Source organism: Microbacterium sp. CFBP 13617, from assembly GCF_014839445.1.
Taxonomy (GTDB): Bacteria; Actinomycetota; Actinomycetes; order Actinomycetales; family Microbacteriaceae; genus Microbacterium.
This window is the reverse complement of the sequence record NZ_JACYNW010000004.1, coordinates 442,393-457,095: the sequence shown is the minus strand read 5'-3', so window position 1 is coordinate 457,095 and position 14,703 is coordinate 442,393. Positions and strand designations below refer to the sequence as shown.

Annotated in this window: 13 protein-coding genes; 10 read left to right on the top strand and 3 right to left on the bottom strand. The window is 72.5% G+C overall.

Annotated features, from left to right (window positions below):
- Positions 1–132: 132 nt before the first annotated feature.
- Positions 133–537 carry a hypothetical protein gene (locus tag IFU40_RS14070; protein ID WP_055838046.1) on the bottom strand — a complete coding sequence of 135 codons (405 nt, stop codon included), beginning with the start codon at positions 535–537 and terminating at the stop codon, positions 133–135.
- A 127-nt stretch (positions 538–664) separates the two neighbouring features.
- Between IFU40_RS14070 and IFU40_RS14065 the strand changes: the two genes are divergently transcribed.
- The 5 genes from IFU40_RS14065 to IFU40_RS14045 all read left to right on the top strand — a co-directional run bounded on the left by IFU40_RS14065 (position 665) and on the right by IFU40_RS14045 (position 5,174).
- Positions 665–1,417 carry an alpha/beta fold hydrolase gene (locus IFU40_RS14065; protein ID WP_070410041.1) on the top strand — a complete coding sequence of 251 codons (753 nt, stop codon included), beginning with the start codon at positions 665–667 and terminating at the stop codon, positions 1,415–1,417.
- A gap of 105 nt (positions 1,418–1,522) precedes the next feature.
- Complete coding sequence (locus IFU40_RS14060) at positions 1,523–2,683, top strand: acyl-CoA dehydrogenase family protein (protein ID WP_191926723.1); 1,161 nt, start codon at positions 1,523–1,525, stop codon at positions 2,681–2,683.
- The gene (locus IFU40_RS14055; protein WP_055937988.1) at positions 2,683–3,957 is read left to right on the top strand and encodes a DUF445 domain-containing protein; all 1,275 of its coding nucleotides are present in this window, start codon (positions 2,683–2,685) and stop codon (positions 3,955–3,957) included. The genes IFU40_RS14060 and IFU40_RS14055 overlap by 1 nt, the downstream gene beginning before the upstream one ends.
- 211 nt (positions 3,958–4,168) lie before the next feature.
- On the top strand, positions 4,169–4,519 hold the full coding sequence (locus IFU40_RS14050) for a gamma-glutamylcyclotransferase (protein ID WP_191926722.1): 351 nt from the start codon (positions 4,169–4,171) through the stop codon (positions 4,517–4,519).
- A gap of 190 nt (positions 4,520–4,709) precedes the next feature.
- Entirely contained in the window at positions 4,710–5,174 is a 465-nt protein-coding gene (locus tag IFU40_RS14045; protein ID WP_191926721.1) for a SixA phosphatase family protein, read from the top strand.
- Between the two features lie 66 nt (positions 5,175–5,240).
- On the opposite strand, the gene hutH is transcribed toward IFU40_RS14045, so the two are convergent.
- Positions 5,241–6,785 carry a histidine ammonia-lyase gene (hutH, locus tag IFU40_RS14040; RefSeq protein ID WP_191926720.1) on the bottom strand — a complete coding sequence of 515 codons (1,545 nt, stop codon included), beginning with the start codon at positions 6,783–6,785 and terminating at the stop codon, positions 5,241–5,243.
- A gap of 60 nt (positions 6,786–6,845) precedes the next feature.
- Here hutH and IFU40_RS14035 point away from each other — a divergent pair, with 60 nt between their 5' ends.
- Complete coding sequence (locus IFU40_RS14035) at positions 6,846–7,619, top strand: IclR family transcriptional regulator (RefSeq protein WP_191926719.1); 774 nt, start codon at positions 6,846–6,848, stop codon at positions 7,617–7,619.
- A gap of 576 nt (positions 7,620–8,195) precedes the next feature.
- Here IFU40_RS14035 and IFU40_RS14030 read toward each other — a convergent pair.
- Positions 8,196–9,206, bottom strand: coding sequence for a LacI family DNA-binding transcriptional regulator (locus tag IFU40_RS14030; protein ID WP_191926718.1), 1,011 nt, complete (start codon positions 9,204–9,206; stop codon positions 8,196–8,198).
- Positions 9,207–9,393: 187 nt separating this feature from the next.
- On the opposite strand from IFU40_RS14030, the gene IFU40_RS14025 reads away from it, so the two are divergent.
- The 4 genes from IFU40_RS14025 to IFU40_RS14010 are packed head-to-tail and all read left to right on the top strand — an operon-like array spanning position 9,394 to position 14,655.
- A complete protein-coding gene (locus IFU40_RS14025) occupies positions 9,394–10,644 on the top strand; it encodes a sugar ABC transporter substrate-binding protein (protein ID WP_055938000.1) in 1,251 nt (416 codons plus the stop codon).
- Positions 10,645–10,670: 26 nt separating this feature from the next.
- Positions 10,671–11,783 carry a carbohydrate ABC transporter permease gene (locus IFU40_RS14020; protein WP_191926717.1) on the top strand — a complete coding sequence of 371 codons (1,113 nt, stop codon included), beginning with the start codon at positions 10,671–10,673 and terminating at the stop codon, positions 11,781–11,783.
- Positions 11,780–12,694: a carbohydrate ABC transporter permease gene (locus IFU40_RS14015; RefSeq protein ID WP_055838073.1), complete on the top strand. Its 915-nt coding sequence runs from the start codon at positions 11,780–11,782 to the stop codon at positions 12,692–12,694. Before IFU40_RS14020 ends, IFU40_RS14015 begins: the two co-directional genes overlap by 4 nt.
- Complete coding sequence (locus tag IFU40_RS14010; protein WP_191926716.1) at positions 12,691–14,655, top strand: glycogen debranching N-terminal domain-containing protein; 1,965 nt, start codon at positions 12,691–12,693, stop codon at positions 14,653–14,655. The genes IFU40_RS14015 and IFU40_RS14010 overlap by 4 nt, the downstream gene beginning before the upstream one ends.
- Positions 14,656–14,703: the final 48 nt, after the last annotated feature.

Genomic DNA, 14,703 nt, shown 5'->3' with positions numbered 1-14,703 from the left:
GAAGGGAGGGCGAGGGACGAAGGGAGGGCGAGACACCGGCATCCCGCCCTCCGCTTATCCCTCGCCCTCCGCTCGCCCCGCACGCGAACGCCCGCGCCCCACACACCCCGCGTAGACGCCGCTACGCCGACGTCACTGCGTCCGCCGCAGCAGCTCCAACACGGCGAGCGCGTACGCGTCGGCCGGCTCGGGGTGGTCGAAGACGAGCGAGGCGCCCGCGACCGAGATCTCGACCTCGTAGGTGTCCGACAGCCGGCGAAGCGACCGGAAGGTCGCCCTCAGCAGCTCGCGCAGCTGCGACTCCGACGGCAGCCACAGCGCTTCCTCGGTGGCGACGGAGTCCAGCGCCCACTCCGTCGTGCCGTTGAAGGCGAGGATGCGCCCGGTCGGATAGTCGCGGGGTTCGACGGTCATCTCGCTGACCGTGAAGACGTCGGCCTCGAACTCGGGCTCGTCGAGCTGGAAACGGTCGCCGGAGCGGGGATGCCACACCAATCCCGCCTCGCGCAGGGCCAGGGCCATCTCGGTCGAGATCATGGCATCCATTCTGGGGGCCGTCGCGCGATGCCGGGCCGAAGCGTGCACGCGGACGCGATCGGTTCCCCCTGACGCCATGCGTCTCCGCGCGCTCCGGCGAGCGCGAGCGACGAGCAGAATGGATGCCATGACCTCCCCCGTCACCCTGCCCCGCCTGTCGTGGGGCGATCCCCGCGGACCGCGGGTGCTGCTCGCGCACGGTCTCGGCTCCGACGGCGCGCTGATGTGGCGGTACGCCTCGGCGCTGGCCGACGCGGGATGGCACGCCGTGGCCGTCGATCTGCGCGGACACGGTGACGCCCCGCGCACCCTCGACTACCGCATCGACGCGTACGCGGCCGACCTGTCGGGCACGGTGCCGGCGGGCGGGGGCGCGTGGGACGCGGTGGTCGGGCATTCCCTCGGCGGGGCGGCCGCTACGGTCGCCGCCGCGAACGACCGTTCGTGGACGCGTCGACTCGTGCTCGTCGACCCCGCGATCCGGTTGTCCGACGACGACCGCGCGATCGTCAGAGCGAGTCAGGAGCAATCGTTCGCCGACCCGAGCGAAGAGGCCGTGCGCGCGGCGCATCCCACCTGGCACCCGATCGACGTGGAGCTGAAGGCGCGGGCGACGCGGCGCGCGAGCCGGTGGGCCGTCGAGCAGACGAGCACGCAGAACGACATCTGGGACGTACGGGCGCAGGCCGCCGCCCTCGTGGTGCCGACGCGCATCATCGGCGCCGACCCCGCCGTGCACTCGATCTTCACCGGCGACCTGGCCGCCGAGGTCCTGCAGAACCCCGTCATCACCCTCGAGGTCGTCGCGGGGGCGGGGCACTCGCCTCACCGCGATCGCCCCGAGGCCGCGATCGCCGCCCTTCTCGCCGCGCTGGCGTGACACCCCCGGCGACGACGGCCGGAGCGGCGTCGGATCGTGCTGCAGCTTTCGGCACCCGCTGCCACCCCGCCCGCGATGTCGGCGCACCCGAGCAGAATGGATGCCATGACCCCGTTCGATCCGGCGCAGTACCTGCCCGATGACCTCCTCGCGCGCATCCGCGAGCGGGCCGTGGTGCACGACCGCGACAACACCTTTCCGCACGACGACCTCGACGAGCTGCGCGCGGCCGGGTATCTCGGCATCCTGGTGCCGGCGGAGCTCGGCGGCGCGGGACTGACCCTGGCCGACGCGTCGGTGCTGCAGCAGCGCCTGGCGGGGGCCGCCCCGGCGACCGCGCTCGCGATCAACATGCACCTCGTGTGGACCGGGGTGGCGAAGGTGCTGCGCGATCGGGGGATTGACGACCTCGAGTTCGTCCAGCGCGGGGCCGCCGCGGGCGAGGTGTTCGCTTTCGGCATCAGCGAGGCCGGCAACGACCTGGTGCTCTTCGGCAGCGACACCGATGCCGTCCCCGACGGCGACGGTGGGTATGCCTTCACCGGCACGAAGATCTTCACCTCGCTCTCGCCGGTGTGGACCCATCTGGGCGTCCACGGGCTCGACACCACGTCGCCCGACGCGCCGAAGATGGTGTTCGCCTTCCTCGACCGTGACGAGGCCGTCGTCACCCGCGACGACTGGGACACCCTCGGCATGCGCGGAACGCAGAGCCGCACCACCGACCTGCGCCACGCCCGCGCCTCGGCCGATCGGGTCGTGCGGCGCATCGATCCCGGACCGCAGCCCGACGCCCTCGTGTTCGGCATCTTCGCCGTGTTCGAGATCCTGCTCGCGTCGGTCTACACGGGCATCGCCCGGCGCGCGCTCGACCTCGCGGTCGAGGCGGCGACGTCGAAGCGATCGAAGAAGACGGGCACGACGTACGCGAACGACCCCGACATCCGTCGACGCGTCGCCGGAATGGCGATCGCCTACGAGGCGCTGCCCCCGCAGCTCGCCGCCCTGAGCGCCGACGTCGACGCGGTGGTCGACCACGGCGCCCGGTGGTTCTCGCTGCTGGCGGGCGTCAAGCACCGCGCCGTCACCATGGCCAAGTCGGTCGTCGACGATGCGGTCCTCGTCGCCGGCGGATCGGCGTACTTCTCGCGCAGCGAGCTGAGCCGCCTCTACCGAGACGTCCTCGCCGGCATGTTCCATCCCTCCGATCCCGAATCGGCGCACTCCACCGCCGCCTCGGCCTGGCTCGGGCCGGTGACCGCGTGATGGCCCGCACCCCGTCGACCCTGCTCAGCCCGGCCGACCAGGAACGCCGCCGCGCGCTACGCGTGATGAAGGGCGTCGCCCTCGGCGCGCTGCTGGGCATGGCGGTCATCTTCGCGATCTCGTTCTCGCTGCAGCGCGAGATCGAGTGGATGCAGTACGTCCGCGCCGCGGCCGAGGGCGGAATGGTCGGTGCGCTGGCCGACTGGTTCGCCGTCACGGCGCTGTTCCGGCATCCGCTGGGCCTTCCCATCCCCCACACCGCGATCATCCCCCGACGTAAGGACGAGATCGGCAAGCAGCTCGGCGAGTTCGTCGAGACCAATTTCCTCGAGGGCGACGTCGTGCGCACGAAGCTCGAGTCCACGCCGCTCGCCGCCCGCGCGGGAGCCTGGCTCGCCGAGCCCGCGCACGCCGACCGCCTCGCCGCCGAGGGCGCGACGCTCGCGACCAGCGTGCTCACGGCGCTGAGCGACGACGACGTCCAGACGCTCATCGAAGACCTCGCCCGCGAGCACCTGCTCTCGCCCGACTGGGGCCCCTCGATCGGCGGATGGCTCGAACGCGTCGTCGGGTCGGGCGCCCACCACGGCGCGGTCGACCTCGCTCTCGACAACATCGCCGTGTGGCTCGGCAACAACCGCGAGGTCTTCGACGGCCTCGTCTCGCGCCGCATGCCGGCGTGGGTGCCGAGCATGGCCACGCGACTCGTCGACGACACCGTCTACCGCGAGGCCGTGCAATTCGTCGACGCCGTGCGCGCCGACCCGCGGCACCAGGCTCGCGGGGCGATCGACGGCTACCTCCGCCGCCTCGCCGACAACCTGCAGCACGACCCCGCCACCATGGTGCGCCTCGAAGAGGCCAAGGCCTCGGTGTTCGACAGCCCGCGCGTGCGTCAACTCGCCGCCGATGCCTGGAACACCGCGAAGAGCGGACTGCTGCGCGCCCTCGCCGACCCCGAGAGCGCCCTGCGCCGCCGGGCCTCGGCCGCCCTCGCCGAGGTCGGGAGCCGCCTGCAGCACGACGAGACCCTGCAGAAGCGGGTGGACGGGTGGGTGACCGACGCCGCCGTGTTCGTCGTCGGACGCTACCGGCACGACATCGCCTCGATCATCACCGACACCGTCGAACGGTGGGACGCCGAAGAGACGACCGAGAAGATCGAGCTCATGGTCGGTCGCGACCTGCAGTACATCCGCTTGAACGGCACGATCGTCGGCGCCCTCGCGGGCCTCGCGATCTTCACGATCGCGCACTTCGCATGGGGCTCGTGAGCGTTTCGTGTCGTCGCCCGGCAGCCCGGCGTGAGGCTCCGGCGGCGGGGCAGAGAGGGCCGTCGACGCGAGGCGGCCCGGCGCGAAGGTCCGGGAGCGGGGCCGCGACGGCCGTCCTCCGGCGGCGCGGCGCACAGCTCAGACAACCGTGCCGTGACGGCGATCGCGTCGCACCGCCCGTCGGGGTCACCGGGTGGGTAGCCTGGGGCGCGTGAGCGACGGTTCGGGGCTCGAGGTCCTCTTCACCTACGGCACGCTGCAGCTGCCCGACGTACAGCTCGACACGTTCGGCCGCCTCGTCGGCGGCGACGCCGACGCGCTTCCCGGATACCGCCTCGAGTGGACCGACATCGACGACGAGCGCGTCGCGGAGCTCTCGGGCCTCGACAAGCACCCGATCCTGCGGCACACGGGCGACGCGCACGACCGCGTGTTCGGTCGCGTCCTGACGTTGACCGCCGAGGAGCTCGACGCGGCCGATGAATACGAGGTGTCGCTGTATCGCCGTGCCTCGGTCACCCTGGCGAGCGGCATCCGAGCATGGGTGTACGTGGCCGCATGAGCGCTCCGTCCCTGGGTCCGCTCCGGCCGCGCGCCGGCGACGTGTCCGTACGCGCCGGCCGCACCGCGGGGCGACGACGCTCCCCCGCCTCACACCCCGGTGCCGCCAGCGCCGACACCGACCACGCCCGCACCGTGCGGCTCGCCGCGCCGTGCACCCTCGAACTCCTGCCCCGATTGGCGGAAAGACGATGATCCAACTCATCCTCGCGCGACACGCGAAATCGGACTGGGCCGACGAGGGCCTCGACGATCATGACCGCCCGCTCAACGACCGGGGGCGCCGGGACGCGCCGGCCATGGCGCGCCGCGTGGTGCGTCGGGGCGTACGCCCCGAGGTGCTGCTGTCGAGCACGGCCCTGCGCGCCCGCCAGACCGCCGAGGCCTTCGGCCGGGCGTTCGAGGTCGACGTCGTCGAGCAGGCCGACCTGTACCTCGCCGACCCCGACCATCTGCTGGCCGCCGCGCGCGCCGCCGGCGTCGACGAGGTCATGGTGGTCGCCCACGACCCGGGCATGAGCGCGCTGGTGTCGCGCCTGGCTGATCGCGACGAGCGCATGGTCACGTGCGCCGTGGCCGTGTTCACCTGGCACGAAGGAACTTGGGACGACGTGGATGCCACCCCGCCCGACGAGTTCGAGCTGCTGACGCCCTGAGAGCCGCGGTCGGCCGCACCCGCGTACCCACCCGCCCTTCGCGCGGGGCACCTGCCGTCGTATCGGTCAGGCGCGATCTGATTCGATTCGCGCGAGGGCGGCCCCCGCGACGGCACCCGAGAGCACGAGGTCGGTGACGGCCTCGATCTCAGGGGAGACGAACCGGTCGGGTCCGGGGCCCGCGACCCGCGTGCGCACGAGGTCGCGCACGGCGCCGGTGGCGGCCGCGGGCGCGAGCGGGGCGCGGAGGTCGAGGGCACGGCATCCGGTCATCACCTCGATGGCGAGCACACGGGCGAGCCCGTCGACGGCGCGACGGAGCTTGCGGGCACCGGCCCAGCCCATCGACACGTGGTCCTCCTGCATCGCGCTCGAGGGGATCGAATCGACCGACGCCGGCACGGCCAGGCGCTTGAGCTCCGAGACGATGCCCGCGGCGGCGTACTGCGCGATCATCAGGCCGCTGTCGACGCCCACCTCGTCGGCGAGGAACGGCGGCAGACCGTTGCTGCGGGCCACGTCGAGCGCGCGGTCGGTGCGTCGCTCCGACATGGATGCCACATCGGCGACCGCGATGGCGAGGAAGTCCAGCACGTGGGCCACCGGGGCGCCGTGGAAGTTGCCGTTCGACTCGACGCGCCCATCGACGGTGACGACCGGGTTGTCGACGGCCGAGAGCAGCTCGCGGTCAGCGACGGCCGCCGCGTGCGCCACCGTGTCGCGGGCGGCGCCGTGCACCTGGGGCGCGCAGCGCAGCGAGTAGGCGTCCTGCACGCGCGTGCACTGCGGGCCCCGGTGGCTCGCGACGATCGGCGAGCCGGCGAGGAACGCCCGCAGGTTCGCCGCCGACGCGGCCTGACCGAGCTGGGGACGAAGAGCCATCAGGTCGGCGGCGAAGACGGCGTCGGTGCCCAACTGCGACTCGATCGAGATCGCGGCCGACACGTCGGCGGTCGTCAACAGCATGTCGATGTCGTGCAGGGCGAGCAGCAGCATGCCCAGCATGCCGTCGGTGCCGTTGATGAGGGCGAGCCCCTCTTTCTCGCGCAGGGCGAGCGGGGCGATGCCGGCAGCGGCGAGCGCCTCGGCGGCCGTCGTGGCGCGTCCTTCGCCGTCGCGCACCTCGCCCTCGCCCATGACCGCGAGCGCCACGTGCGACAGCGGGGCCAGGTCTCCCGAGCAACCGAGCGAGCCGTACTCGCGCACCACCGGGGTGATGCCGGCGTTCAGCAGCGCCGCGTACGTCTCGACCACGGCGGGACGCACGCCCGTGCGCCCTGTCGCGAGGGTCTGCAAGCGCAGCAGCATCAGGGCGCGCACGACCTCGCGTTCGACCTCGGCGCCGGTGCCGGCGGCGTGCGAGCGGATGAGGCTGGCCTGCAGCTGCGCGCGCCGATTCTCGGCGATGAAGGTCGTCGCGAGGGCGCCGAAGCCCGTCGAGATGCCGTAGTGCGGCTGCGGGTCGTCGGCGAGCGCCTCGATGAGTGAGCGGGTGTCGGCGACCCGGCGCAACGCCTCGGCGGCCACCTCGACGCGGGCATCGTGGCGGGCGACGGCGACGACGTCGCGGGGGGCGAGGGGGGTGGATCCGACGGTGACGCGCGAGTTCATGCCCTGATTCCATCGCGGCGAAGGCCCCGTGTGGCGGGGATCTGGCATCCTGTGTCTGTCATGCCAGACATTCCCGCCCCGCAGGTTCCCGCCGCCGACCAGACGCTGCGGATCCTCTCGCTGCTCGCGCGCCAGCCCGGGCCGGTCGCCGCGCAGACGATCGCGACGACGCTCGGCATCCCCCGATCGAGCACGTACCACCTGCTCGCCACCCTCGAGCAGCACGGGTACGTCGTGCACCTGCCCGGCGACCGGCGCTGGGGGCTCGGCACCGCGGCCTTCGAACTCGGCGGCGGCTACGCCCGGCAGCAGCCGCTCGCCCGCCTCGGGCGCCCGCTGCTCGCCGCCCTGTCGGACCGCGTCGGCGAGAGCGCACACCTTGCCGTGCTCACCGGGCGCGACGTGCTGTACATCGTCGAGGAGCGCGCCCCGCGCCGCCCCGCGCTGGTGACCGACGTCGGGGTGCGCCTGCCCGCGCACCTCACCGCGACGGGACGCGCGATGCTCGCAGCCCTCCCGCGCGAGCAGGTGAGGGCGTCGTTCCCGGATGCCACGGCCCTCACGCAGCGGCATGGTCTCGGTCCCGCGACTCCGCGCGCGCTGCGCGAGATGCTGCGCGACGTGCGCGCCGCCGGGTTCGCGAGCGAAGACGGCGAGGTCACCCCCGGGTTCCGTTCGGTGGCCGCGGCCGTGCGGGATCACACCGGGTGGCCCGCCGCTGCCGTGGCGCTCACCTGGCCGGCCGAGGGCGTGGAGCGCGACGCCACCGCCCTCGCCGAGGCCGCTTCTGCGACGGCGGCGGAGCTGTCCCGCCGGATCGGCCACCCCGGCTGAGGCACGTCGCCCCGCCTCCCGGCCCGGCCCGCGCGAGTCCGGCCGCCACCCGCCGTCCCGCCCACGCCGCAAACGCTGTTGAGTGTCCAAGACACGCCGCATCCAACCCCTCCCGTGCGGCATGTCTCGGACACTCAACGGGCTCGTGTCCGCAGCGGTCACGCCGCAGCGCGGGCGAAGCGAGGCACGCCGCCGCGCGCCGTCCCGCCCGCCCGGCCGACGCAAGCCCCGTCGAGTGTCCAAGACACGCCGCACCCCGCGCCTCCCGAACGGCGTGTCTCGGACACTCAACGGTCTAGGCGTCCGCGCCGCCGCGGACCGGGCGGACGCGCCCGTCACGCCACAGTCCGCCGAAGCGCGCCCCGCCCACCGCCCCGCCTCGCCCGCCTCAAACCCTGCCGAGTGTCCAAGACACGCCGCACCCAGTCCCTCCCGAACGGCGTGTCTCGGACACTCAACGGTCTGAGCGTCTGCGCCGCCGCGGGCCGGGCCGGGCGTCCGCACCGCCGCGGACCGGGCGGACGCGCCCGCGCCACCGCAGCCCGGGCACCCGCGCCGCAGAACCCGCCCCGCGTCTCAGCGCGCGACGAGCCGCGGCTCCACCAGCACGTGCGCGGCGCCGGCGACGGCCGCGCGGGGGGCGACGATGGTGCCGTTCTCGCCCATGAGCAGGTCGAGGGCTCCGGATGCCACCCGCTCGGGGAGCTGCTCGACGCTCGACAGCCCGAGAGCCTCGACCGCCGGGGTGTTGTCGAAGCCGACGATGACGATGTCGTCGCGCCCGGCGACGCTGGCGGCGAGATGGGCGCCGATCGCCAGGGAGTCGCTCGCGCAGACGATCGCGCCGATGCCGGGGGTGTCCGCCAGCCCCGCGGCGACGGTGTCGCGGGCTGCGGCGACGTTCTCTTCGACCGTCCAGCGCACCGGCTGGCGCCCGGCGTCGGCGACGGCCTCGCGCCAGCCTCGCTCGCGTTCGTCGCCGGTGCCCGACCCGCGGGGCCAGCCGAGGAACGCCACCGGTCCCGCTCCGTGCTGCAGGGCGTGTCGCGTGGCGGCGCGGGTGCCCGCCGCGCCGTCGACGTCGACCCACAGGTGCGCGGGGGCTTCGACGTCGTCTTCTCCCCAGGGTCGACCGAATGAGACGAAGGGGAGGTTCCGCGCCGTCAGCCACCCGGTGCGGGGGTCGCCGTGGAACGTTCCGGTCACCACGACGGCGTCGACCTCGCCACCTTCGAGCAGGTCGCCGAGGCGCGCCATCTCTTCTTCCGGGGTGCGCGCGGCGTAGAGCAGGACGCGCATGTCGCGCTCTCCCGCCCGTTCGGTGAGGGCGTGCACGAAACGGTCGAGCACGACACCCGAGATCCCCCCGGCATAGGGATCGAGGTGGATGCCGATGGTCGAGCTGCGGCGCGTGCGCAGACGCCGGGCCGCGGCGTGCGGCCGGTAGCCGAGCTCGGCGATCGCGGCCTCGACGCGTAGCCGCGTCGACTCGCGCACGATGTCGGGGGTGTTCACGACGTTCGAGACGGTCTGGCGCGAGACGCCCGCGACACGGGCGACGTCGTCGACGGTGGGCGCCTTCGCCATGCGACCCCCTCGCTCGTCGATTCGGGCGAACCGACGCCGTCCAGACCGTCAGCCTAAGCCGCGCGACAACCGCTTGACAGACGCCGCTCCCCCTCCTTACCGTAGTCGCACCACAGTTGGAACGTTCAAACTCTGGCCCTCCGAGCACCGCGGAGGGGTCGCATGCCTCATCGAAGGAGAGAGACACATGACACGGCACACTCCCATCCGCCGCGCGCGCACCTGGCTCGGCGCCGGCGCCCTGCTGGCCACCGGCGCCCTCGCGCTGACCGCCTGCGGCTCGGGCTTTTCCGACACCCCCGGCGAGAACCAGGCGTCCGGCAGCGGAAAGCTCAGCCTGCTCATCGGCTCCTCGGGCGACGCCGAGACGAAGGCCGTCACCGATGCCGTCGCCGCCTGGAGCGAGCAGTCCGGCGTCGAGGCCGAGGTGCAGACCGCGAACGACCTGCCCCAGCAGCTGTCGCAGGGCTTCGCCGCCGGTTCCCCGCCCGACCTCTTCTACCTCGCGCCCGAGGCCCTCGCGGGCTACGCCGCCAACGGATCGATCGCGGCCTACGGCGACGACCTGGCGAACAAAGACGACTTCTACCCCTCGCTGGTCGACAACTTCACCGTCGACGGCACCTTCTACTGCGCACCCAAGGACTTCTCGACGCTCGCGCTGATCATCAACGCCGATCTGTGGTCGGCCGCCGGACTCACGGATGCCGACATCCCCACGACGTGGGACGAATTGGCATCCGTCGCGCAGCGCCTCACGGTCGACGGCCGCGTCGGACTCGCGTTCGGCGCCGAGTACCAGCGCGTCGGCGCCTTCATGGCGCAAGCGGGCGGCGGCCTCGTCACCGACGGGCAGGCCACGGCCGACAGCCCCGAGAACGTCGAGGCATTGACCTACGTCAAGACGCACCTGAACGACGGCACCTTCGCGTTCGCGTCCGACGTGGGCGCGGGCTGGGGCGGCGAGGCGCTCGGCACCCAGAAGGCCGCGATGGTCATCGAGGGCAACTGGATCACCGGCGCGATGTCGGCCGACTACCCCGACGTGAACTACACCGTCGCCGAGCTTCCCGCCGGCCCCGGCGGCAAGGGCACCCTGCAGTTCACCAACTGCTGGGGCATGGCCGCCGACGGCGGCAATCAGGAGCAGGCCCGGTCGCTCGTGGAGTACCTCACCGGCACCGACCAGCAGCTGGCGTTCTCGCAGGCCTTCGGCCCGATGCCCTCGATCCAGTCCGCCGCCGACGCGTGGACGAGCGCGAACCCGACGCTGACGGCGTTCCTCGCCGGCGCCGAGTACGCCCAGTTCCCGCCGAACATGGCGGGCGCGGCCGACGTCATCACCGACTTCAACGCCCAGCTCGAGTCGCTGAAGACCGGCGACCCGCAGGCGCTGCTGCAGACGGCGCAGTCCAACCTCGAGGCCATCGTCAAGTAATCGCGCCCACGAAACGCGAACCCCTCATGAGTGCTCTCACCACCGCGTCCCGCCGCGCCGGGTCCCCCTCCTCGGGGATCCGGCGCGGCGAGGCCGCCGCCGGCTGGCTGTTCACCGCCCCCGTGCTGATCATCCTCGGCGTCTTCCTGCTCGTCCCCGTGCTGATGGCGCTGTGGGTGAGCTTCTCGGACTGGACCGGGCGCGGCAGCCCCTTCTCGTCGAACGTCGACTTCGTCGGCGTCGACAACTACGCCGCCGTCACCACCGGCGGGGGTTTGGCCGAACGCGACTTCGGAACGGCCCTGCGCAACAACGGCTGGTACGTGCTGCTGGTCGTGCCCCTGCAGACCGCGCTCTCGCTCTTCCTCGCCGTGCTGGTCAACCGCGCGGTCCTGCGCGGTCGCGGGCTGTTCCGCACCGCCTTCTACTTCCCCTCGGTCACGAGCTCGGTGGCCATCACCGTGCTGTGGCTGTTCCTCTTCTCGGCCTCGGGCGCCGTCAACGAGGTGCTGTCGTGGCTCGGCATCAACGGCCCCAACTGGTTCAGCGACCCGTCGGGTGTCGTGCACAACCTGCTCGGCGCCGTCGGCATCACGAATGGTCCCGCCTTCCTCACCGGCAACACCCTGCTCGGGGTGTCGTGGTGGGACTGGCTCGCGGGTCCCTCGGTGGCGATGTCGGCGTTCATCGTCATGGCCGTGTTCACGACCTCGGGAACCTTCATGCTCCTGTTCATCGCGGGACTGCAGAACATCGGCGGCGACGTGCAGGAGGCCGCCATGATGGACGGCGCGACCGGGTGGCAGCGGTTCTGGCGCGTCACCCTCCCCCAGCTCAAACCCGTGCTGTTCACGGTGCTGACCCTGGGCCTCATCGGCACGTGGCAGGTGTTCGATCAGATCTACACCGGCACGCAGGGAGGCCCGGGCAAGACGACGCTGACGCCCGCGTACCTCAGCTACTCGTCGGCCTTCCTGTCGCAGCAGTGGGGCCAGGGAGCCGCGATCGCCTTCGTGCTGTTCGTCATCATCGTCGCGCTGACGATCCTGCAGCGCTTCGTGCTGCGCGACCGTCCCGTCTCGCGGCGACGCATCCGGCAGTACGAGGTACGCACCGGCGCCAAGGGAGGCACGCGATGACCGCCACGGCATCCCCCGCGACCACCGTCCTCGCGGAGCAGCGGATCGAGGGGCCGCGACGCCCCCGCCGGCACCGCCTGTCGGGCAAAGCCCTGCGCTGGCAGATCGGCCTCTACGTCCTGCTCATCGTGCTCGCCGTCATCTACATCTATCCGTTCCTGGTGCAGGTGGCGACCTCGTTCAAGACGGATGCCGCGGCGGCGGCCGATCCGATCTCGCTCGCGCCGCAGCCCTTCACGTGGGCGGCGTACGAGCGCCTGTTCCTGAACTCCGACTTCCCCGTGTGGTTCGGCAACTCCGCCATCGTGACCGTCTTCGTCACCCTGGGCCGCGTGTTCTTCAACTCCCTCGCCGGATACGCGCTCGCCCGCCTGCAGTTCCGCGGACGCGGGCTCGTGTTCGCCGGACTCGTCGGGGTCATGGCGGTGCCCACGGTGGTGCTGCTGATCCCGAAGTTCCTCGTGATCAACCAACTCGGCATCTACGACTCGTACGCCGGCATGATCCTCCCGCTCCTCGTGGATGCCGCGGGCGTGTTCATCATGAAGAACTTCTTCGAGTCGATCCCCCCGTCCGTCGAGGAGCAGGCGCGCGTCGACGGCGCCGGCACCTTCCGCATCTTCTGGTCGGTCGTGCTGCCCATGGCGCGCCCCGCGCTCATCACGATCGTCATCCTGTCGTTCCAGGGATCGTGGAACGAGCTGAGCCACTTCGTCGTCTCGACCCAGTCCCCCGAGCTGACCACCCTCACCAAGGGCGTCGCCGCCCTCGCGAGCGGTCAGCTCAGCCAGGGCAGCCAGTTCCCCCTCAAACTCGCGGCCGCGGCCATCATGACGATCCCCGTCGCCGTGGTGTTCTTCGTCTTCCAGCGCCGCATCATGAACGCCAGTGAAGGAGCCGTCAAAGAATGACCACCGCCCCCACCACCTCGCCCGCCTCGCGCGTGTCCGGGACGACGGCCACCCCGACTCCTGTGCAGCCCCTGTTGAACGACGCCGTCATCGCGCTCCGCGCTCCCACGCAGGTGTGGTCCGATTCGACCGGCGACATGGGCTCCGCCGCCGTGCACGGGGTCTATCACGGCGATGTGCGGCACGTGCGGTCGCTGACCGCGAGCTGCGACGACTCCCCCGTCGAGTGGATCTCGACGGCTCCCGACGGCGCGTCGCGCATCGTGTTCGGCGGTCTGCTGCGCGCGCTCGACGACGCGACCCCGGATCCCAAGGTGCGACTGCTGCGCGATCGCCGGGTGTCCGACGGGCACCTCAGCGAAACCTGGACCCTGCGCTCGCGCGTCGATCACCCCGTCGTGACGACCCTGCACCTCGCGCTCCGTCCCGAGTTCGCGCAACTGCACGAGGTCAAGTCGGGCCACGCGCACCCGCGTCCCGCCGCCATCGAGCTCGCCGGTGATAGCGCGATCGTCGACGCCGGCCCGCAGGGACTCGAGCTGATCGCGCCGGGGGCACGTGTGGCATCCGGGGCCGGCGAGCTCACCGCCCGCTGGGACGTCGAGATCCCCGCTCTCGGATCGGTCGAGGTCGCGTGGACCCTCACCCTGCGCGACGACACCCTCGTCGTCGGCTCGGCCGCGGCGCCCGCGCGGTGGAACGCCGGCGCCGTCGCGCAGACGACCACCGACCCGCGGCTCGGACGGTGGCTGCACACCGCGCTCGACGATCTCGACGCCCTGCGCCTCGTGCTGCCCGAGCACCCCGACGACGAGTTCTTCGCCGCCGGAGCGCCGTGGTTCTTCACGCTCTTCGGCCGCGACTCGATCTGGGCCGCGCGTCTGACGCTGCCGCTGGACCGGGCGATCGCGGAGTCCACGCTGCGCGTGCTCGCGCGGCTGCAGGGCGCCGACGACGACGCGTCGACCGCGCAGGAGCCGGGCAAGATCCTGCACGAGCTGCGCGCCTCGGCGCTCGAGATGCCCGGCGAGGGCATCGTGCTGCCGCCGAAGTACTACGGCAGCGTCGACTCCACGCCGCTGTGGATCTGCCTCCTCGCCGACACCTGGCGCGCCGGCATGCCCGACGCCGAGGTGCGGGAGCTGCTCCCGACGCTGCGCGCCGCGCTCGGCTGGATCCGCGACAGCGGCGACAGCGACGGCGACGGCTTCCTCGACTACATCGACCGCCTGGGCACGGGCCTGTCGAACCAGGGGTGGAAGGACTCCGGCGACTCGATCCAGTGGCGTGACGGTCGACTCGCCGAGGGGCCGATCGCGCTCTGCGAGGTGCAGGCCTATGCCTACGAGGCGGCTCTCGCCGGTGCCGACCTGCTCGACACGCTCGGGAGCGAGTCGGATGCCACCGAGGCGGCGTTCTGGCGCGGATGGGCGGCCGATCTGAAGGCGCGGTTCGCCGAAAGCTACTGGGTCGAGACTCCCGAGGGCCGGTACCCCGCCGTCGCGCTCGACCGCGACAAGAAGCCCGTCGACACCCTCACCAGCAACATCGGGCATCTGCTGGGGACCGGCATCCTCTCACCCGACGATGAGGCGCACGTCGCGGGGCTGCTCCGCGGCGAGAGCCTGTCGAGCGGGTACGGCATCCGCACGATGTCGACCGCGGCCGCGGGCTACTGGCCGCTGTCGTACCACGGGGGCAGCGTGTGGGTGCACGACACCGCGATCGCCGCCCACGGCATGCTGCGCGCCGGGCTCCGCGCCGACGCGCGGGCGGTCGTCGAGGGGCTGCTCGACGCGGCCGAGGGCTTCGCCTACCGCGTGCCCGAGCTGCACTCCGGCGACCCGCGCACCCATTCATCGGTGCCGACGCCGTACCCCGCGGCGTGCCGCCCCCAGGCCTGGTCGGCCGCCGCCGCGGTGGTGTGCCTGACCGCGCTCACGACCTCGCCCGGAGCGTAGCCGCCGGGCGGCGGCGGCCTCCCCCGACCGCCGTCGTCCGGCCTTTCG